Origin of the sequence: Bacteroides sp. AM54-2NS (assembly GCF_003602935.1) — a bacterium.
GTDB lineage: Bacteria > Bacteroidota > Bacteroidia > Bacteroidales > Bacteroidaceae > Bacteroides > Bacteroides xylanisolvens.
In genome coordinates this window covers 51,746-71,315 of sequence record NZ_QTMZ01000030.1, presented here as the reverse complement: position 1 = coordinate 71,315, position 19,570 = coordinate 51,746, and the positions used below count along the sequence as shown (strand labels likewise).

Genomic DNA, 19,570 nt, shown 5'->3' with positions numbered 1-19,570 from the left:
ATATATACAGTATAATATCTTCCGTTCCTGTGTACCCTGCGTTTCATGTAGCCATTAAATTGCGCCCACATTCCGATTTGAAGTTTATTGTCCCGTACATTATTCTTCAAGGCTTTAATTCTGATTTCATGATAGGTAAGTTCTTTCATAGTAATTAATAAGATTAGAATAGGTTAGTAGTAATGAATCTCGGTAGGTTGCAGATAATCTGAATGTTATGTCATTTGAGGTACTGCAAAGGTAATAAATGTCAGTGGCATTGCCTAACCATTATACCACAATCGGGAATGACAGACTACAGGATAAAACAAATCCCGATAATCCAAGTTAGTGATAACCGGACTATCAGGATTATAGCATATTCAACCTTTTATGAGGTGGGGCATATAAATTGAACATTCTTCCCTAAAAGGTTGAATGGCTGTACTACACTTTCTCTCTTACAAGCAACAGGGCTTTATCCTTCTTAATCCACACTTCTTTAGTTTCAAAGTATGAATTGATACTTTGGGCTGTTATCTTATTAGGCGGAGTAACTCCCAATAACTCGAATATACGAATCAGTTCTTCTTTAATATAGGTTAGTCTGTACTTCATTCCTACCTTGAATGAGGTCTTTATCAGTTGGATAGTCTCCGTTCCTTTGGCTCCCAACAGGTATTGTGCAACTATCATCCGCTTCTTGATTTCAGGATAGGAGTAATCCAGTTCTTCAATCACTTCCTTGCCTACCAGTTCGTATGCTTCAACTATGAATGAATCCGTTCTTCTCAAATCAGTTTTAAATTCACGTTCCTGTTCTGTAAGGTCATTATTGCCTAGATATTCCAGTAACTTGACAATCTGCGTTCTCCTATCCTTTGTGCTAAGCGTCTTCAACCCCCGTTTGAATCGTAGGTCTTCATCTGTAAGGGCGGGACGGTCAGACAATGCAAATACGGAAGGCGTTAATATATCATTATGCTGTTCATAAGCCCGTTGAAGTGACTTCACATCCCGATAATATCCAGTTACCAGTGCATCATTTATATAGTTGTCAACAGCAAACCAGTTCTTGTTACCGTCTATGTCCAACATCTGATTGAATGGCAAACTGTCCATTGCAGCTTTATATGCTACCCTTGCCCCTTTACTGGCTGCCGCATCATAAAATGTTTTGAGTGTATTATATACTTCCTCGCTTGTCCTGACAAACTCATCCAGTTCTTCCTCGGTTCTCTGTGGCAGTTCGTACTTGCTATTGGTAACGTGGGTGACAGCCGTTATTCCATTCCTGAATCTGCCTATAATCTGGACTACATCGGAATATGGGTCAAACATCGTCTGTTCTGCAAAGTACACATCAGTAACCAGTATGACATAAGGCTTGAAGTCCAGTTCAATATCCACCGCATTAAAGAAGCGACTGGTAAAGAAGTTGTATTGGCTCATCCTCTCTATATCCCAGTTCTCATAACATCGGTTGAAGTTATTCTGCTTTAACTTGTCTATGCTCTTGGGGGCGCAGAATACGGAAGACTTGTCAAACAGTTTAAGTTGGGATATTATAGAGTAGATAATACCTACAGAATTTATGAATATGAAGAAAGGTCTGTCTTTGTCTTGTCCTGTTATGAATGGCATCCAACCAAATTCCTCCCAAACTTCCCTTAATATGTTGGTTGAAGGCTTTATATCAATCTCCTTAGCGTAATCGTATGTAGGTTCAATCTTAATGATACTGAAACCGTTCTCTTCAAAACGTGGGTCACTGAATTTAAGCGGAGTTGCAGATACCAGTGCCTTCCCCTTGAACTTGAAGAAGTCATTCATAGGCAGGACAATATCACTTCTATAATCCACGTCCTTTATAGTCTTGTGAGCTTCATCAATAAGTAGGAAACAGGTATTATATATCTTGCCGTTAAATATCAGAAACGCATCTTTAACCTTCGTGAAGCTTTCGGGTGTAGTGAGTATCTTATAATATTTCCCCCTGCTTGCTCCTAGATATTTGATAATCCTGTCAGTAGTGACACCCTCATAGACACCCAGCAAATTGTCATTCTTATGTTTGTCGGAATTACATTTACCGATTATTACAGGAACGTTCGGTTCTATGATAATGGAATGTCTTTGAGCCTTAATCTCGCTATAAGTCGCACCGATACCTGTCAGGGTCTTATAAAGAATGACATTGGACGGTATTTCTTCCAATACATCTGACAGATGTTTGTCCGGTGAATCAATCTCGATATATGTGGTTTCCATTTATTAAAGTAAAATAAAGTCACGTGCCTTTAGATATTCCAACAGCTCGTCTGTCTTCTTTAATTTAAATATCACCTTCCCGTTATCAAATGCCGATATGGCTCTTACAAATCCGCTTCCGTCTCTAGGCAGAGGACTGAACTGTACTGTCATTTTGCTTTCAATGAAGTTCTTCAACATACATAACTGGAAGTCTTCCTCTTCTTCTATCTCTCCCTGTATTCCGAACGGTTTCGCATCTATGTCCTCAACCTCACCATTGACAAGATAGTTCATAAGCCAGTAAACGTTATCTTCCTTAAAGATAACATATTTAAATGCGCTGACAGTTTTTGATTCAATCCATGCGCATGAGTAATTGGTTATGTCCTCATTGAAGAAGCCTATTGTAAGCTTCTCACCTCTAAGCATAAGTTTCTTTATTTGATTATGCGCATCAGAATTGCCGTAATTGGATAGTTTATGTTTCATGTGTAATGTTGTATAATTAAATGCTTCAAATATATAAATAAAATCCCACCTGCAATAATTACAAGTGGGATTAATTGAAAGTACTATAACAAGTTCTTCATTGCATCATTTAATTGCCTGTTCTCAAAGCTATCCAAATAAATTTGTGTCACCCTTTCCGAACTATGCCCCAACGATTCGCTGATAACAGAAGTAGATACTCCGGAACGTTTCAAAACTGTCGCATAGGAATGGCGGGCGACATAACTGGAAATCTTTAATTCAATACCCAACTCCTTTCCAATATCAGCCAAATATCCATTAACGTTATCCAACACATCATATATCCGGTTTCTTATTTGCCGTGGTGTCCGCTCACGATTATCCAGTACTGGAAATACATATTTACGCTGTGAGGAACGATAGCGGTTCACTATCTCAACAGCCTTCTCTTGTAACGGTAACATTATTAACTTCTTCGTCTTCTGACGAATATACACCAAACGTTCACCGTCAAAGTTCTTATCTGTAAGAAAAGCCATGTCCGTGAAGTTAATGCCACCCATTAAATAAGAGAACGTAAACATATCAACCGCCAATCTCTTATAGAAACGTGCCCTTGACACATCATATTCAATAACCTGCTTCACCTGTTCTTTTGTTATAGCACGTTTAGCTGTCTCCTTATGTAATTTAGAGACTTTGTATTTTTTAAACGGATAACAATCCACCTTCACTATACCTTCAGCCAAAGCCAAGTTATAAACAGCCCGCAATGTCCTAAAACGTATGCCAATGGTATTATCCGCCAAATTACAGCGTCTCAGCCAAGATTCATACGCTTTTAACCAATTTACATCAATTTCGGAGAAGTAAATGTCTAAATGCCCTCTATACTTCAACAGAGAGTTACATACCTGTTGTACAGAAAGCGCATACCCTAACCTACCCTCGTCTTTAAGTTGAGCTATATACTCATTAAACAGTTCACCGACCGTTCTAGCCTTCTGTACAGGCACAACTGCTTCAATCAAAGATGCAGATGAATACTCCCGATTCTCCGCAGAGAACTCAAGCACACATTCAGCATACTTCTGTTCATGCTCATTAATAACCTTTATTAACTGTTCCCTATTGGGACAATTACGCTTAGGACTATTCTTCTTAAAATCCCAATATTTAGGATTTACAGAGATTCCAAGACCGACATACTTCCGTTTGCCGTCTTTGCACACACAAATCATTAATGGATGCTCACCATTACTAAGAGTTTTAGACCTGTAACACAACACATTAACCGTTGCTTTCATACACATTTCCGGTTTACATCTTGGTTTACATAAGTCGCATAAATCAACCTTAAAACGGGCTAAAATCAGGATTTGAGACAGAATGAATCAGTGATAAACGGATAAATAAAAAGCTCCGTAAATCAAAGATTTACAGAGCTTTTAATCAGGAATACTCGTACTCGAAGCGGGACTTGAACCCGCACAGCCGCAATGGCCAAAGGATTTTAAGTCCTTCGTGTCTACCATTCCACCATTCGAGCATCCTTTCAAAGAAAGAGCGGAAAACGAGACTCGAACTCGCGACCCTAACCTTGGCAAGGTTATGCTCTACCAACTGAGCTATTTCCGCGTTTTTTCAACGGGTGCAAAGATAAGTAGTTTACTTGTTTCTGCCAAATCTTTTCGGAGGAAAGTTTAAAAAACTATCCTCCGAAAGTTTATTTTATCTTCCAAGCAGTGCTTTCTCCGCTTTCTCCATTCCACAAAAGTTGAATCCATCAATCACTTGCTGCATCAATGCGGAGATTTCTGCATTACAGAGGTTACCTATACTACCTTCATGAGTATGGTGTACTTCTTTAGTATGCGAGAATTTACCTGCTTCAATATCCAAACCCACCTTTTTATATGCATCACGGAAAGGCATACCCTCACGCGCCAAACGATTTACCTCTTCCACACTAAAAATAAGAAGGTATTTGTCATCATCAAGAATACGTTCATTTACCTTTATTTCATTCATGATATAGGTTGTCATCTGCAAACAGTCTTTCAATTCCTGAAAAGCAGGAAGGAAAACTTCTTTGATAATCTGCAAATCACGGAAATAGCCGGAAGGCAGATTGTTCGCAATCATCATAATCTGTTGGGGAAGCGATTGCAATTTATTGCATTTAGCACGTGTCAGTTCAAACACATCAGGATTCTTCTTATGAGGCATAATGCTGGATCCTGTGGTGCAGTCATCGGGCAACTTGACGAAACCGAAGTTTTGACTGTTAAACATACAGGCGTCAAAAGCTAATTTGGAGATTGTTCCGGCAATCGTAGCCAATGCAAAAGCAACATTGCGTTCCATCTTTCCACGCCCCATTTGAGCATATACAACATTGTAATCCATTGAATCAAAACCTAATAAGTCAGTCGTCATGGTACGGTTCAGAGGAAAAGACGAACCATATCCGGCTGCTGAACCTAACGGATTACGATTGCACATTTTAAATGCTGCCTGCAAAAACAGCATATCGTCCATAAGACTCTCGGCGTAGGCACCAAACCACAAGCCAAAAGAAGAAGGCATTGCAATCTGCAGGTGTGTATACCCCGGCATCAAAACGTTTTATATCGTTCGCTCTGACGGATCAAGACATGAAAAAGTTGTTCTACCGCTTCGGCAACCTCTTTTATTTGCGTACGGGTAAAAAGTTTCAAGTCCAACAGAACCTGATCATTTCTGGAACGGCCACTATGTATTTTCTTTCCGATATCACCCAAACGACGGGTCAACATCAGTTCTACCTGTGAATGTACATCTTCTACCCCGTCTTCTATCACAAATTCACCTTTTTCGGCCGAGGCATATATACTCTTCAATTCCACCAGCAACTGGTCCAGTTCTTCTTTTGTCAACAACCCAATGCTTTCAAGCATCGTAATATGAGCCATAGAACCAAGTACATCATGCTTGGCCAAATAAAGATCCATCTCACGATCACGACCTACCGTGAAACGTTCGATATCCTTATTTACCTGTACGGACTTCTCCCAAAGTTTCTGTGCCATAAAAAAAAGTTTAATATTCAATAACTGCCAGCATATCAACCATCTTCTCCAAACCTTCCTGGAGAGGTTTCTGCACCATTGCTTTCATAAATGGATTAAGATCCATTCCGATAGTAACCTTCACTTTACACTCTTCTTCTGCAGTTTCAACCAGTTGAATCCACATATTAAAGGGAAGAGGAGAGTTAGTTGTTGCCAACTTTATACATTTACAAGGATCGCGCTCTACAATTTGCAAAGTCAATTGTCCAATAGGGGAAACACTAAAACTCAACGTGTCCGAATCAAAACTCAAATCCTGCACCTTATCTTTTGGCAAACGGTCTTTGACTGCTTCCAGATTACTTAAATCCGAAAGTTTATTATATACGCGCTCCTGGCTGTAAGGTATTACCTTGACACTACTCTCAAAATTACTCATAAACTTCTATTAGTATAAAACAAAAAAAGAACAATCCGGCCAAATATTGTCCGAACAGTTCTTTTTACCAAATATGTTTGATCAAAAAAATGAATCTTATTTTCCAGCATCCCAATGAGCAGGGTCTTTACGCCATTCGTTCAATGTCTGTATGTCTTCTTTTTCAATATAACCTGTACGAAGAGCAACATCAAGCACTGCTTCATAATTGGTCAACGTTACCAAAGTCACCTTCGCATTTTTGAATGCCTCTTCTGCTACCGGGAATCCATACGTATAAGCTGCAACCATACCGATCACTTCGCAACCATCGCGACGAATTGCTTCAACAGCCTTCAAACTACTACCACCTGTAGAAATCAAATCCTCGACGACTACGACTTTCATACCCGGACGAAGTTCACCTTCAATCAGGTTCTCCAATCCATGATCTTTGGGGGTAGAACGAACATACACGAACGGTAGATTCAATGCATCAGCCACTAAAGCTCCCTGCGGGATAGCACCTGTAGCCACACCAGCAATCGCATCCACCTGTCCGAATCGTTCCAATATCAGACGTGTAATTTCAATCTTCACAAAATTACGAAGAGAAGGATAGGACAGAGTTTTACGGTTGTCACAGTAAAAGGGGGATTTCCATCCAGAAGCCCATGTAAAAGGGTTAGCGGGTTGAAGTTTAATAGCTTTAATCTTCAACAGTTTCTCCGCAAATAGTCTCTCTAAGTTTTTCATAACTAAACTAACTATTAATTATTTGCCGCAAAAGTACAGAAATTGAACGAGAATAAAAAGAAGAATCCGTTTATTTTTTCAGTCAATTTGTTCCTCTTCATCGGGAATGTCGATACAACGCTTAATATCTTTCAGTTCAAAACCACGACTCATAGCGAATCGCATCAACTTTCCATTCAATTCATAATCGTCTGCTGCATGGATACTTTTCCGTTTGGAAGCCAACAGGTCACGCAGAATAGAAAGGTATTCTTCTTCATCAATCTCGTTCAAATAACGCCATGCCACATCAGATGGGATCTTCTTCATATAAAGCCCTTGGGCTATTTTCATTTTCCCCCACTTGGCAAAGCGGAACTTGTCATTCACAAAAGCTCTGCAGAAACGTTCATCATCGATAAACTTCTCTGATTCCAGTCGGTCAAGAATACGCGCAATGGTATCATAGGCAATTCCCCAACGTTGTAACTTCTCATTTATTTCTGCCCGACAATGCTCGGCAGTGGAGCAGTAAGAGGCTACGCGATTTAAAGCCTCTTCATCAGTTAATTGTGCACTCATCGGTTAGCTGTAACTATTCTATCTTTTCCAAATATGTCTCTTATAACACGAACATCACGATATTGGTTCATTTCAAGTATGTGTGCTGTTTCCCGGCCATAGGCCTGGTTGATTTCAAAATAAAGTTTCCCACCCGGCAAGAGTAATTCACTTCCCAGACGGGCTATACGATTATAAAACCGTAAAGGGTCCTCGTCAGGAACAAACAGAGCCAGCCCCGGTTCCCATTCAAGGACATTAGCGTCCATTTCGTTCTTTTCCGTTTCGGTCACATAAGGCGGATTGCTGACAATAACATCGAAAGACGGTATCTTTTCCCAGTCATCGGCTAGAACATCTCTTTGTAGAAATCTCACCCGAGCTTCCAAGGCGTCATTGTTTTTACGAGCAATAGCTAATGCTTCTTCGGAAATATCCCAAGCTTCTACTTTTGCATCCGGAAGTTTTTTATCCAAAGAGATTGCAATACATCCGCTTCCCGTACCTATATCTAATAGACGACGAGCATTTGGATTCTCCTCTACTATTAGTTCCACAAGCTCCGCGGTCTCCGGCCGGGGAATCAGTACGCCGGAAGCAACCTTAAAATTCCTTCCACAAAACTCCGCAATACCATGAATGTACTGTATAGGTTCATTTTTCTGTAAACGGAATATAATGTTTTCTAATTCACGCTGTTTGCATTCGGATAAAATTATATCTTTGCCCATGTAAATATCGAGCGCATCTAAACCTAACATGTCGCAACAAATCAGCATCGAAAGGGCTTTTACCTCCTCCGGTGGATAGATTTCCTGCAAAGATTGGCGAATGTAAGCGGTGATACGATTCATATTTTCACAATTTCGGAGTGCAAAAGTAAGAATAATATGGCGAAGAGCACCAAAATGGAAGAAGAAAAATACATGAGACGTTGCATTGAGCTTGCAAAGAATGGGTTATGCAACGTATCTCCAAACCCGATGGTAGGGGCCGTTATCGTATGTAACGGGCGAATTATCGGTGAAGGTACCACATTCGCTGTGGCGAGGCGCATGCGGAGGTTAATGCGATCCGTTCTGTCAAAGATGAGTCATTGTTGAAACGTTCCACGATTTATGTCAGTCTGGAGCCTTGTTCCCACTATGGGAAAACGCCTCCTTGTGCCGATCTTATTATAGAGAAGCAAATTCCACGCATTGTTATCGGTTGCCAAGACCCTTTTTCAGAAGTGGCCGGACGGGGAATTCAGAAATTACGGGATGCCGGACGAGAAGTGACAGTTGGTGTATTAGAGGAAGAATGTAAATCGCTGATTCGCCGTTTTATCACTTTTAATATGCTTCACCGTCCTTTCATTACACTGAAATGGGCAGAATCAGCCGATCACTTTATTGATATAGAACGTACAGACGGAAAACCGGTAGTCCTCTCCTCTCCTCTTACTTCCATGCTAGTGCATAAAAAAAGAGCGGAGGCGGATGCGATTATGGTAGGCAGGCGAACTGCTTTATTGGATAATCCGGCACTTACGGTACGCAACTGGTATGGGCACAACCCGATACGCGTTGTATTAGATCGCACGCTATCCCTCCCTAATGATTTACAAATATTCGATGGCAACGTGCTACATTAATCTTTACCGAAAAGCAACAGCCAGAAAAAAAGAACATCACATATATCACCATCAACTTTAGCCATAACCCATTGAAACAGATCATGGAAGCATTGTATCAACGAAAAATACAATCATTATTGGTGGAAGGAGGCAGGCAATTGCTGCAATCATTCATTGATAATGAGCTATGGGATGAAGCCTATATCGAAAAGTGCCCCGGCCGGTTACACTCCGGTGTTAAAGCACCTCAAATGGACGATAATTTTAGTTATTCGATAGAAGAACACTTCGAAAGACAAATTTGGCATTATGTTCGTCGAATATAGCTAAGATAGTTCTATTCAGGGGGTTTTACGTCGATAAAAACAGTGTTATTATCTATAATTTTATATAAAACTTACCTGTAATGTTCATTATCGGAAAAAATGTTTCTATTTTTGCAACTTGTAAATAAACACAATCTTTCAAATGAAAATAAAGTTTTTATCATTCATTGCGAGTTTTTTCATGGTGTCATTTGTTATAACGTCATGTCTTGATGACGATAATAACATCGAATATAGCCCGGATGCAACTATACATGCGTTTGCACTTGACACAGCAGGCCTTGGGAGTTATAAATTCACAATTGACCAATTATCATGTGAAATCTATAACGAAGACTCTCTTCCTGTTCATGCCGATACCATCATTGACAAGATTTTAATCAAAACATTAACAACGGCATCAGGTGTCGTTACGATGAAGGACAAAAGCGGAAACGATTCCGTTTTAAACATCAATGATTCGATCGATCTTCGGAAAGAACTTACTATAAAAGTATGGTCAACAGAAGCATTAGCGGGTATATCTCCTAATCAGACTAAGGAATACAAGATCAAAGTAAATGTGCATGACTATGATCCGGATTCGTTGAGATGGAAGTATATGGATAAAATTAATAACCAAATTCAAATTACAGGAGAACAAAAATCTATTATTTTTGGAAGTGAAGTTCTCACATACTCTGTAGTTAATAGCGAGTTATATGTATATAAGAATTCTTTAACTAACTTCGGCAATGGGGCTCCACAAGCAACGGTAGGATTACCGGAAGGTAAACTTCCGACTTCTATCATAACCTTCAAATTCAACGACAGAAACAACGCCATGTTATATGCCACCTCCGATAATTATAAAGTGTATGAATCTGAAGATGGAATAAATTGGGAAATCTCTGAAAAGTTCGGGGATAAAGTGGAGTTACTTGTAGCCACACTAACAAATAAAGATATCAGCAGAATTTGTTATATAAAGAAAGGAGCAGATGAACAACGCTATTTCTATTATCAAACAAATGATAAACAACAAGAGACTATTGAAACTTATGAAGGAGGAAAAGTACCAGAAACGTTTCCGACTAAAAACATATCCTACACAATACATACGACTGCAACAAATATTAATTCAGTCCTTTTAGTAGGAGATACAGAAACTGCGACTTTGGCTGATGACAGTAAATTAGAAACGACCATTGTATGGGCGTATGACGGAAACAAATGGGTTGAGTTCTCAACTACTTCCTCTGTTGCATACTGCCCTAAATACACTCAACCATCTATTATATATTATAATGACTTAGTATACATATTTGGTCAAGACTTCAGTTCTATTTATGTTTCCAATCAAGGATTATTCTGGAAAAAGGCGAATCCTAAGTTCTCTTTCCCCCATAGAGATTGGAGCAAAGGAGGAACTCCAGATCCCGATGTAGATCCTGAATTCAGAGGCAAAACCAACTATTCAATGGTACTAGATCCTGATACTCAAAATCTATGGATTATCTTTAGTAAAGGAAGTGCTAGTTTCAAAGAAGAGGTAGAAAAAGAAGAAAGTACGAAGGCAACCACAACTGAAACACGCACATATGAGCATGATTCAGAGGTATGGCGTGGTCGTCTTAATCAGCTATGGTTTGATTTGGCAAATGCCAAGAAATAAAAACGTATACGTTTAAAATAAAAAGATGTCCTATATAGAACAAATAGACAAAACTCGGATACCACAACACGTAGCCATCATTATGGATGGAAACGGACGATGGGCAAAACAACGAGGGGAAGAACGTACTTACGGTCACCGTGCTGGCGCAGAAACGGTACAGAATATTACTGAAGATGCTGCCAGACTGGGGATTAAGTACCTGACACTTTATACCTTCTCAACCGAGAACTGGAATCGGCCGCAAGACGAGATAGCGGCTTTGATGAATCTATTGCTAGAATCTATTGAAGAAGAGACACTGATGAAGAACAATATTCGCTTCAACGTAATCGGTGATTTCAAGAAGCTACCGGTTGAAGTTCAGAAAAGTTTGACGTCATGTATAGAACGCACGTCCAAAAATAGTGGAATGTATATGGTACTAGCTCTTAGTTACTCATCCCGTTGGGAAATAACCGAAGCAGTACGGCAAATAGCAACGCAGGTAAAAACGGGAGAGATATCTCTCGAGCAAATAACCGATGAGTGTATCTCATCTCATCTGGATACTAATTTTATGCCCGACCCGGATTTACTGATCCGCACGGGAGGAGAAATCCGGTTAAGCAATTATCTCTTATGGCAATGTGCTTATTCGGAGCTTTATTTCTGTGATACCTTCTGGCCGGACTTCGATAAAGAAGAACTCTACAAAGCCATTTGGGAATACCAACAAAGGGAACGCCGATTCGGCAAAACCAGTGAACAGATCAGCTAATATAACTCGAAACATCAAATTATAACATAAATGCATTATCGTATTTCCTTTATATTCATAACGTTTGTCTGCCTGTGCTGCTTTGCGACAACAGGCGTTGCGCAAAATGCTAATACTGATGAAGACTCAAAACCTGTCATCTTATACTCCGGAACACCCAAAAAGTATGAGATAGCAGATATTAAAGTTGAAGGCGTAAAGAATTATGAAGACTATGTATTGATTGGACTATCCGGACTATCGGTAGGACAAACAATTACTGTGCCGGGTGACGAAATCACTGGAGCAATCAAACGTTATTGGCGTCATGGTTTGTTCTCAAATGTACAAATCACAGCCGAGAAAATAGAAGGCAACAAAATCTGGTTAAAAATCAGCCTGACACAACGTCCGCGTATTGCAGACGTACGCTATCATGGTGTAAAGAAGTCTGAACGAACGGATCTTGAGGCCAAGCTAGGAATGGTAAAAGGTATGCAGATTACTCCGAATACCGTAGACCGTGCCAAAACATTGATCAAACGTTATTTTGATGACAAGGGATTCAAAAATGCCGAAGTAATCATCGCACAGAAAGACGATCCTTCCAGCGAGAATCAGGTGATTGTGGATATTGATATAGACAAAAAGGAGAAAATCAAAGTACACAAAATCACCATTGCAGGAAACACTGCAATCAAGGCTTCCAAGCTGAAAAAAGTAATGAAGAAAACCAATGAGAAAGGTAAACTTCTAAACTTGTTCCGCACCAAGAAATTCGTGCCGGAAAACTTTGAAGCAGATAAACAACTTATCATCGACAAGTATAATGAGCTGGGATATCGTGATGCAATGATCGTTAAAGACAGCGTTTCACAGTATGATGAAAAGACGGTAGATGTATATTTGGATATAGACGAAGGTCAGAAATACTATCTTCGTAACGTGACATGGGTAGGTAATACTCTTTATCCGTCGGAACAGTTGAACTTCCTGCTTCGTATGAAGAAAGGCGATGTATACAACCAGAAGTTGTTGAATGAGCGTGTTTCTACAGACGACGATGCTATCGGTAACTTATATTACAATAACGGTTACCTCTTCTACAACCTTGATCCGGTAGAAGTAAATATCGTAGGCGACTCTATCGACCTCGAAATGAGAATCTATGAAGGCCGTCAGGCTACTATCAATAAGATTAAGATCAGTGGTAACGACCGTTTGTATGAAAACGTTGTTCGCCGTGAACTTCGTATCCGCCCGGGACAGCTGTTCAGCAAAGAAGACTTGATGCGTTCTTTGCGTGAAATCCAGCAAATGGGCCACTTTGACCCGGAAAAACTGCAACCGGATATTCAACCGGATCCGATGAACGGAACTGTTGACATAGGCTTGCCTTTGACTTCCAAAGCCAACGACCAGGTAGAGTTCTCTGCCGGTTGGGGACAAACGGGTATCATTGGTAAGTTGAGTTTGAAGTTTACCAACTTCTCCGTAGCCAACCTGTTACACCCGGGTGAAAACTACCGTGGTATCCTGCCGCAAGGTGACGGACAGACATTGACCATCAGCGGACAGACGAATGCTAAATACTACCAATCATACAGTATTTCATTCTTCGATCCATGGTTTGGCGGTAAACGTCCGAACTCATTCTCTGTATCGGCCTTCTTCTCTGTACAGACAGACATCAGTAGCCGTTACTACAATTCCAGCTATTTCAACAACTACTACAACAGCATGTATAGTGGTTACGGTGGTTATGGTATGTACAATTACGGTAACTATAACAACTACGAAAACTATTATGACCCGGACAAGTCTATCAAGATGTGGGGACTTTCCGTAGGTTGGGGTAAACGTCTGAAATGGCCGGATGACTATTTCACTCTTTCTGCCGAATTAGCTTACCAACGCTACAACTTGAGCGACTGGCAATACTTCCCGGTAACCAATGGTAAATGTAATGACCTTAGCATTTCATTGACTTTGGCACGTAACTCTATTGACAACCCGATCTTCCCCCGTTCAGGTTCAGATTTCTCATTGTCAGTTCAGCTTACACCGCCTTACTCATTGATGGACGGTAAAGACTATAAGGGATATTATAGTAACCCTGAAACAGGTAGCATTACCCAGGACAACATGAATAAACTTCATAAATGGATAGAATATCACAAATGGAAATTCAAAGGCAAAACGTATACTCCGTTGATGGACCCGATTGCACATCCGAAATGTCTGGTGTTAATGACACGTACTGAATTCGGTTTGTTAGGTCACTACAACCAATACAAAAAATCTCCGTTCGGAACATTCGACGTGGGTGGTGACGGTATGACCGGTTATTCAACTTATGCAACTGAAAGTATCGCTTTGCGCGGTTACGAAAACAGCTCATTAACTCCATACGGATCTGAGGGTTATGCTTACGCACGCCTCGGCATTGAATTAAGATATCCGTTGATGCTGGAAACAAGTACTAACATTTATGTGTTAGGTTTCCTAGAAGCTGGTAACGCATGGCACGATATCAAGAAATTCAATCCATTCGAATTGAAACGTTCTGCCGGTGTCGGTGTTCGTATCTTCCTGCCGATGATTGGTATGATGGGTATTGACTGGGGTTACGGTTTCGATAAAGTATTTGGTTCTAAACAATACGGAGGAAGTCAATTCCACTTTATCTTAGGACAAGAATTCTAATGTATCATCAAAAACTAAACGTTATGAGAAAGTCTGTTCTATTAATCATGATGCTGTTTGCTGTCAGCATGGCGGCAAATGCACAGAAGTTTGCACTGATCGATACGGAATATATCATGAAGAATATTCCGGCAGCTCAAAGCGCTAATGAGCAAATGCAAGAAGCTACGAAGAAATACCAGAGCGAAGTAGAAGCCCTGGCAAAAGAAGCACAGAAGATGTTTCAGGATTACCAGGCAAAATCTTCCACTCTTTCTGCCGCACAAAAGACAAAGACAGAAGATGCAATCGTAGCTAAAGAAAAAGCGGCAGCCGAGTTGAAGCGTAACTACTTCGGTCCGGAAGGCGAATTAGCCAAGATGAGAGATAAGTTGATTACTCCGATTCAGGACGATATTTATGAAGCCGTGAAAGCTATATCACAGCAACATGGATATGATTTGATTATCGACAGAGCCTCTGCTACAGGTATAATATTTGCAAATCCACGCATAGATATTAGTGATGAAATACTAAGAAGATTAGGATATTCAAATTAATTTCATACATTTGCAACTGGAAATAACTAAAAATCATTCAAATAAATTATAGAACTATGCTAAAAAAAATTGCACTTGTAATGTTGCTTGCACTCCCAATGGGTGTATTTGCACAGAACCTGAAATTCGGCCACATTAATGCACAGGAAATCATCACTGTGATGCCGGAATTCACCAAAGCTCAAAATGACATTCAGACTTTAGAAAAACAACTTACTGCTGAACTTCAGAGAACGCAAGAAGAATTCAACAAGAAATATCAGGAATTCCAACAAGCTATCGCTAAGGATTCTCTTCCTCCCAACATCGCTGAAAGAAGACAAAAAGAATTGCAAGATATGATGCAAAGACAAGAGCAATTCCAACAAGATGCTCAACAGCAAATGGCGAAAGCACAAAATGATGCCATGGCTCCTATCTATCAGAAGTTGGACAATGCTATCAAAGCCGTAGGTGCTGCTGAAGGTGTAATCTACATCTTCGACTTGGCAAGAACTTCGATCCATACGTAAACGAATCACAGAGCATCAACTTGACTAGCAAGGTAAAAGCAAATCTTGGTATCAAATAAGAACTGACCAAGAATAAAGAAATACCAAAAGGGAAAGAGAAAGAAGTTGATCCTTCTTTCTCTTTCCCTTTTTTTGGCGTACATTTGCGTATATAAATCAAGTGTGTCATGAAGCAACATCTATCCAATACGCCCGGACCGATCGGAGTATTTGACTCCGGTTACGGAGGTCTGACCATCTTAGACAAAATAAGAGAAGTATTACCGGAATATGATTATATCTATTTGGGAGATAATGCACGTGCTCCTTACGGAACACGTTCTTTTGAGGTCGTATACGAATTTACCCGGCAAGCAGTCAACAAACTATTTGATATGGCTGCCACCTGGTTATATTAGCTTGCAATACAGCTTCCGCAAAAGCTTTGCGCAGTATTCAGATGAATGATTTACCAGGCATCGATCCGGCTCGCCGTGTGCTCGGAGTCATCCGCCCTACCGTAGAGTGTGTCGGAGAGATAAGCAAAAACCAGCATATCGGTGTACTGGCAACAGCAGGCACCATCAAATCCGAATCGTATCCGTTGGAAATACACAAGTTGTTTCCTGAAATCCAGGTCAGCGGCACAGCCTGTCCGATGTGGGTATCACTAGTTGAAAACAATGAATCACAGGACGAAGGAGCAGACTATTTTATCCGGAAGTACATCAACCAATTGCTATCGAAGGATCCTCAAATAGATACTGTCATTCTCGGATGTACTCATTTCCCCATACTTCTACCCAAAATCCGGCAATATATTCCGGAGCATATCAGTGTAATTGCGCAAGGCGAGTATGTTGCGGAAAGTCTGAAAGACTATCTGAAAAGACATCCCGAAATGGATGCAAAATGCACGAAGAATGGGAACTGTCAGTTTTACACGACCGAAGCGGAAGAAAAGTTTTCAGAATCGGCCTCTACTTTCCTGAAACAGCAGATTAGTGTAAAACACATCACGCTCGAATAAAATTTAAGAAAAAAAGTAACCGTTTCTCTCTCTTTTTTGTTATATTTGTAGATAACCCCTAATAAGCAAGATCATGAAAGAAGAAGATTATAGCAAAGCAATAGAAGTATTCTCCGGATCCCCATGGGAAGCCGAGATCATCAAAGGGCTATTAGAAAGCAATGACATCCGTTGCGTAATCAAAGATGGGATTATGGGTACACTGGCACCCTATATCGCTCCTTCCGTATCCGTTCTTGTCACCGAGGATCAATACGAAGCGGCCACCGCACTTATCAGGAGCCGGGCCGAGAAAGATAACGACTGATACGGTCGAGTCCTTCACGGATATTCTCCAATGAGTTTGCATAGGAGAAACGTACATATCCTTCGCCTCCCGTACCAAAATCTACCCCGGGAGTAATACCGACGTGTGCATGTTCGAGTACATCGAATGCAAAACGATAAGAGTCGGTAGTAAATTTGCGTGCGTCAGCAAAAATGTAAAATGCCCCTTGAGGTTCTACTTTTATTTCAAAACCCATTTCCCGGAGACGGGCAATCATATATCGGCGACGCTCATCATAAACCAGCTTCATCCGTTCCACGTCCGGTTCAGCCTGCCGCAATGCGACAATCCCTGCCTGCTGGGCAACACTGGACGCACAGATAAACAGATTTTGCTGTAACTTTTGCAAAGATCGCATACAAGATTTAGGTGCGATCAAATAACCCAACCGAAGCCCCGTCATCGCAAAGCGTTTAGAGAATCCGTTCAGGACAAAAGCCTGATCGGTATATTCAAGGATGCTGTGCGCACGTCCTCATACACAAGGCCGTGATAAATTTCATCTGAAATGACAGGAACTCCTAATGCAGCTACGTCCTCAAGAATTTTTCATCCAACAACATTCCGGTCGGATTCATCGGAGAATTGATAAAGATAGCTGCAGTATGCGGATTCACACACTTACGGATAGCCTCTATATCGTATTGCAGATATTCTTTAGACAAAGGAACCAAAACAGGTTTGGCTTGCGTAGCCAACACAAAATTGCGATAGCAAGCGTACCCCGGATTGGAAAGAATCACTTCACTATCCGGATTGCAGAGCAACATCAATGCAAGAAGAATAGAAGGAGAAGACCCGGAAGTCACGACAATACAATCCGGATCTACCGTTACCCCATATTCGCGCAGATAAAAAGCGGCAATTTCCCGTCGCAGTTCCGGATCACCTAAAGAATGTGTATAATGAGTCAGATGACGATCATAAGCCGCTTTTGCCGCTTCCGCCACACAGGCCGGCACATCAAAATCGGGTTCGCCAACTTCCAGATGAATAATATCAATGCCTTGTTTTTGCAATTCGTTCGCCCTCTCCAACACATCCATTACGATGAAAGAGGTCATCTGTTCTACTTGTGGGTTTGTATGTTTCATTGTTTTTCTTTTCTCTATCTGACTGCAAAGATAATTCTTTTTAGCCTGTTTTGGTAACATATCGGTAAAAAGCTCTATATTTGTGCTTTCAAATCGTTAGTAGGAATGAAACAGGAATTTACACGAATCGCAGTAAAAGTAGGAAGCAATGTATTGACACGCCGCGACGGAACGCTGGACGTTACCCGTATGTCGGCACTTGTTGACCAGATAGCAGAATTACATAAATCCGGGGTGGAAATCATTCTGATTTCTTCGGGAGCTGTTGCTTCCGGGCGCAGTGAAGTGCATCCACAGAAAAAACTCGATAGTGTAGACCAACGCCAGTTGTTTTCTGCCGTAGGTCAGGCTAAGCTCATCAACCGTTACTACGAACTTTTCCGCGAGCATAGTATTCCTGTTGGTCAGGTGTTAACCACGAAAGAAAGTTTTGGTACCCGCCGCCATTATCTGAATCAGAAAAACTGTATGACGGTAATGCTTGAAAACAATGTTATTCCTATTGTCAACGAGAATGATACAATTTCCGTCAGCGAGCTTATGTTCACTGATAATGATGAATTGTCCGGACTCATCGCTTCCATGATGGATGCACAGGCTCTCATTATCTTAAGTAATATCGACGGAATCTATAATGGTTCTCCTGCCGATCCGGGTTCTTCTGTTATCCGGGAGATCGATCACGGAAAAGATTTATCCAATTATATTCAGGCAACGAAGTCCAGTTTCGGACGGGGAGGAATGTTGACGAAAACAAATATTGCCCGCAAAGTAGCTGATGAAGGAATTACAGTGATTATTGCCAACGGGAAACGGGATAATATTCTGGTAGATTTGCTTCAGCATCCGAAAGAAACGCTTTGTACACGTTTTATCCCTTCAAACGAACCGGTATCCAGTGTAAAAAAATGGATTGCTCATAGCGAGGGGTTTGCTAAAGGAGAAATTCACATCAACGAATGTGCGACAGAAGTTCTAAACTCTGAAAAGGCTGTCAGCATCCTCCCCATCGGAATTACTCACGTTGAAGGTGAATTTGAAAAAGATGACATTGTGCGTATCATGGACTTTCAAGGAAATCAAGTGGGCGTTGGAAAGGTGAACTGCGATTCCAAACAGGTGCAAGAAGCAATCGGTAAGCATGGAAAGAAACCGGTAGTACATTATGACTATCTATACATTGAATAATTAATAATAAGAATTTCTGTTTTATCCGATTTTAGACTAAAATTAGCTTGTTTCTGAAACAGCAATGAACTGTTTCAGCCTATTCTAACAAGGGTATATTCTCACTGCAATGAGAAAAAGTTCTCATTATAATGAGTATTTCTTCTCATATCTATGAGTATTTTTTCTCATAGGGATAAGTATACTTGAGAATGTTTACGGAAGTTTTTTTGAATTATAATTGTATGAGTTTACCTCATTTCTATACCGAAATGAATTTTCAACTAATCAGAAAAAGAGATACGAAATTAGAACTATATGTCTCTACAATCTATATACCATCACAAAAGCAACATTTATTTCTGTTTTCAACAAGTTTTATTCACATCATTCACTATATTTGCATAG

The 19,570-nt window shown here is 40.5% G+C and carries 13 protein-coding genes, 2 tRNA genes and 5 pseudogenes; 9 read left to right on the top strand and 11 right to left on the bottom strand.

Annotation, left to right across the window (positions count from 1 at the left end; translation table 11 throughout):
* Nucleotides 1-426 precede the first annotated feature (426 nt).
* The 10 genes and pseudogenes from DXA05_RS17630 to prmC form a co-directional block, all read right to left on the bottom strand.
* Nucleotides 427-2,250, bottom strand: a complete 1,824-nt coding sequence (locus DXA05_RS17630; protein WP_005679020.1) for a DEAD/DEAH box helicase family protein — start codon at nucleotides 2,248-2,250, stop codon at nucleotides 427-429.
* 3 nt (nucleotides 2,251-2,253) lie between these two features.
* Nucleotides 2,254-2,721: a hypothetical protein gene (locus DXA05_RS17625; protein ID WP_005679019.1), complete on the bottom strand. Its 468-nt coding sequence runs from the start codon at nucleotides 2,719-2,721 to the stop codon at nucleotides 2,254-2,256.
* Between the two features lie 83 nt (nucleotides 2,722-2,804).
* Nucleotides 2,805-4,010, bottom strand: coding sequence for a site-specific integrase (locus tag DXA05_RS17620; RefSeq protein ID WP_005679018.1), 1,206 nt, complete (start codon nucleotides 4,008-4,010; stop codon nucleotides 2,805-2,807).
* A gap of 158 nt (nucleotides 4,011-4,168) precedes the next feature.
* Nucleotides 4,169-4,252 (bottom strand) — tRNA-Leu (locus DXA05_RS17615).
* Between the two features lie 16 nt (nucleotides 4,253-4,268).
* Nucleotides 4,269-4,341 (bottom strand) — tRNA-Gly (locus tag DXA05_RS17610).
* Nucleotides 4,342-4,434: 93 nt separating this feature from the next.
* A pseudogene (gene argH, locus DXA05_RS17605) lies at nucleotides 4,435-5,774 on the bottom strand (argininosuccinate lyase).
* 10 nt (nucleotides 5,775-5,784) lie between these two features.
* Nucleotides 5,785-6,195: an SRPBCC family protein gene (locus tag DXA05_RS17600; protein WP_008024483.1), complete on the bottom strand. Its 411-nt coding sequence runs from the start codon at nucleotides 6,193-6,195 to the stop codon at nucleotides 5,785-5,787.
* Nucleotides 6,196-6,291: 96 nt separating this feature from the next.
* Complete coding sequence (pyrE, locus tag DXA05_RS17595) at nucleotides 6,292-6,930, bottom strand: orotate phosphoribosyltransferase (RefSeq protein WP_004313008.1); 639 nt, start codon at nucleotides 6,928-6,930, stop codon at nucleotides 6,292-6,294.
* A gap of 78 nt (nucleotides 6,931-7,008) precedes the next feature.
* Complete coding sequence (locus DXA05_RS17590) at nucleotides 7,009-7,491, bottom strand: regulatory protein RecX (protein WP_004299786.1); 483 nt, start codon at nucleotides 7,489-7,491, stop codon at nucleotides 7,009-7,011.
* Nucleotides 7,488-8,324: a peptide chain release factor N(5)-glutamine methyltransferase gene (prmC, locus tag DXA05_RS17585; protein WP_009040250.1), complete on the bottom strand. Its 837-nt coding sequence runs from the start codon at nucleotides 8,322-8,324 to the stop codon at nucleotides 7,488-7,490. Before prmC ends, DXA05_RS17590 begins: the two co-directional genes overlap by 4 nt.
* A gap of 182 nt (nucleotides 8,325-8,506) precedes the next feature.
* Here prmC and ribD point away from each other — a divergent pair.
* From ribD to DXA05_RS17545, 8 genes and pseudogenes are all read left to right on the top strand, one after another.
* Nucleotides 8,507-9,414: pseudogene (gene ribD, locus DXA05_RS17580) on the top strand (bifunctional diaminohydroxyphosphoribosylaminopyrimidine deaminase/5-amino-6-(5-phosphoribosylamino)uracil reductase RibD).
* A gap of 142 nt (nucleotides 9,415-9,556) precedes the next feature.
* Complete coding sequence (locus tag DXA05_RS17575; RefSeq protein WP_128859432.1) at nucleotides 9,557-11,068, top strand: DUF6242 domain-containing protein; 1,512 nt, start codon at nucleotides 9,557-9,559, stop codon at nucleotides 11,066-11,068.
* Nucleotides 11,069-11,093: 25 nt separating this feature from the next.
* The gene (locus DXA05_RS17570; RefSeq protein WP_008024475.1) at nucleotides 11,094-11,828 is read left to right on the top strand and encodes an isoprenyl transferase; all 735 of its coding nucleotides are present in this window, start codon (nucleotides 11,094-11,096) and stop codon (nucleotides 11,826-11,828) included.
* 30 nt (nucleotides 11,829-11,858) lie between these two features.
* On the top strand, nucleotides 11,859-14,513 hold the full coding sequence (bamA, locus tag DXA05_RS17565) for an outer membrane protein assembly factor BamA (protein WP_004313003.1): 2,655 nt from the start codon (nucleotides 11,859-11,861) through the stop codon (nucleotides 14,511-14,513).
* A 23-nt stretch (nucleotides 14,514-14,536) separates the two neighbouring features.
* Entirely contained in the window at nucleotides 14,537-15,052 is a 516-nt protein-coding gene (locus DXA05_RS17560) for an OmpH family outer membrane protein (protein ID WP_008645182.1), read from the top strand.
* 56 nt (nucleotides 15,053-15,108) lie between these two features.
* Nucleotides 15,109-15,623 (top strand): annotated as a pseudogene (locus DXA05_RS17555) (OmpH family outer membrane protein).
* Between the two features lie 108 nt (nucleotides 15,624-15,731).
* A pseudogene (gene murI, locus DXA05_RS17550) lies at nucleotides 15,732-16,573 on the top strand (glutamate racemase).
* A gap of 73 nt (nucleotides 16,574-16,646) precedes the next feature.
* Nucleotides 16,647-16,880 (top strand): DUF2007-related protein, encoded by a 234-nt coding sequence (locus tag DXA05_RS17545; RefSeq protein WP_004313000.1) that lies wholly within the window; start codon nucleotides 16,647-16,649, stop codon nucleotides 16,878-16,880.
* On the opposite strand, the pseudogene DXA05_RS17540 reads toward DXA05_RS17545, so the two are convergent.
* A pseudogene (locus tag DXA05_RS17540) lies at nucleotides 16,849-17,995 on the bottom strand (pyridoxal phosphate-dependent aminotransferase). The gene DXA05_RS17545 and the pseudogene DXA05_RS17540 overlap by 32 nt on opposite strands.
* 105 nt (nucleotides 17,996-18,100) lie before the next feature.
* On the opposite strand from DXA05_RS17540, the gene proB reads away from it, so the two are divergent.
* Nucleotides 18,101-19,183: a glutamate 5-kinase gene (gene proB, locus DXA05_RS17535; protein WP_008024470.1), complete on the top strand. Its 1,083-nt coding sequence runs from the start codon at nucleotides 18,101-18,103 to the stop codon at nucleotides 19,181-19,183.
* The last annotated feature ends 387 nt before the right edge of the window (nucleotides 19,184-19,570 follow it).

What these genes read in the sequence shown, in the direction of transcription:
- prmC (WP_009040250.1), bottom strand. Translation starts at nt 8,324, where the DNA reads ATGAATCGTATCACCGCTTACATTCGCCAATCTTTGCAGGAAATCTAT.
- DXA05_RS17625 (WP_005679019.1), bottom strand. Translation starts at nt 2,721, where the DNA reads ATGAAACATAAACTATCCAATTACGGCAATTCTGATGCGCATAATCAA.
- bamA (WP_004313003.1), top strand. Translation starts at nt 11,859, where the DNA reads ATGCATTATCGTATTTCCTTTATATTCATAACGTTTGTCTGCCTGTGC.
- pyrE (WP_004313008.1), bottom strand. Translation starts at nt 6,930, where the DNA reads ATGAAAAACTTAGAGAGACTATTTGCGGAGAAACTGTTGAAGATTAAA.
- DXA05_RS17590 (WP_004299786.1), bottom strand. Translation starts at nt 7,491, where the DNA reads ATGAGTGCACAATTAACTGATGAAGAGGCTTTAAATCGCGTAGCCTCT.
- DXA05_RS17570 (WP_008024475.1), top strand. Translation starts at nt 11,094, where the DNA reads ATGTCCTATATAGAACAAATAGACAAAACTCGGATACCACAACACGTA.
- DXA05_RS17545 (WP_004313000.1), top strand. Translation starts at nt 16,647, where the DNA reads ATGAAAGAAGAAGATTATAGCAAAGCAATAGAAGTATTCTCCGGATCC.
- DXA05_RS17630 (WP_005679020.1), bottom strand. Translation starts at nt 2,250, where the DNA reads ATGGAAACCACATATATCGAGATTGATTCACCGGACAAACATCTGTCA.
- DXA05_RS17600 (WP_008024483.1), bottom strand. Translation starts at nt 6,195, where the DNA reads ATGAGTAATTTTGAGAGTAGTGTCAAGGTAATACCTTACAGCCAGGAG.
- DXA05_RS17620 (WP_005679018.1), bottom strand. Translation starts at nt 4,010, where the DNA reads ATGAAAGCAACGGTTAATGTGTTGTGTTACAGGTCTAAAACTCTTAGT.
- DXA05_RS17560 (WP_008645182.1), top strand. Translation starts at nt 14,537, where the DNA reads ATGAGAAAGTCTGTTCTATTAATCATGATGCTGTTTGCTGTCAGCATG.
- DXA05_RS17575 (WP_128859432.1), top strand. Translation starts at nt 9,557, where the DNA reads ATGAAAATAAAGTTTTTATCATTCATTGCGAGTTTTTTCATGGTGTCA.
- proB (WP_008024470.1), top strand. Translation starts at nt 18,101, where the DNA reads ATGAAACAGGAATTTACACGAATCGCAGTAAAAGTAGGAAGCAATGTA.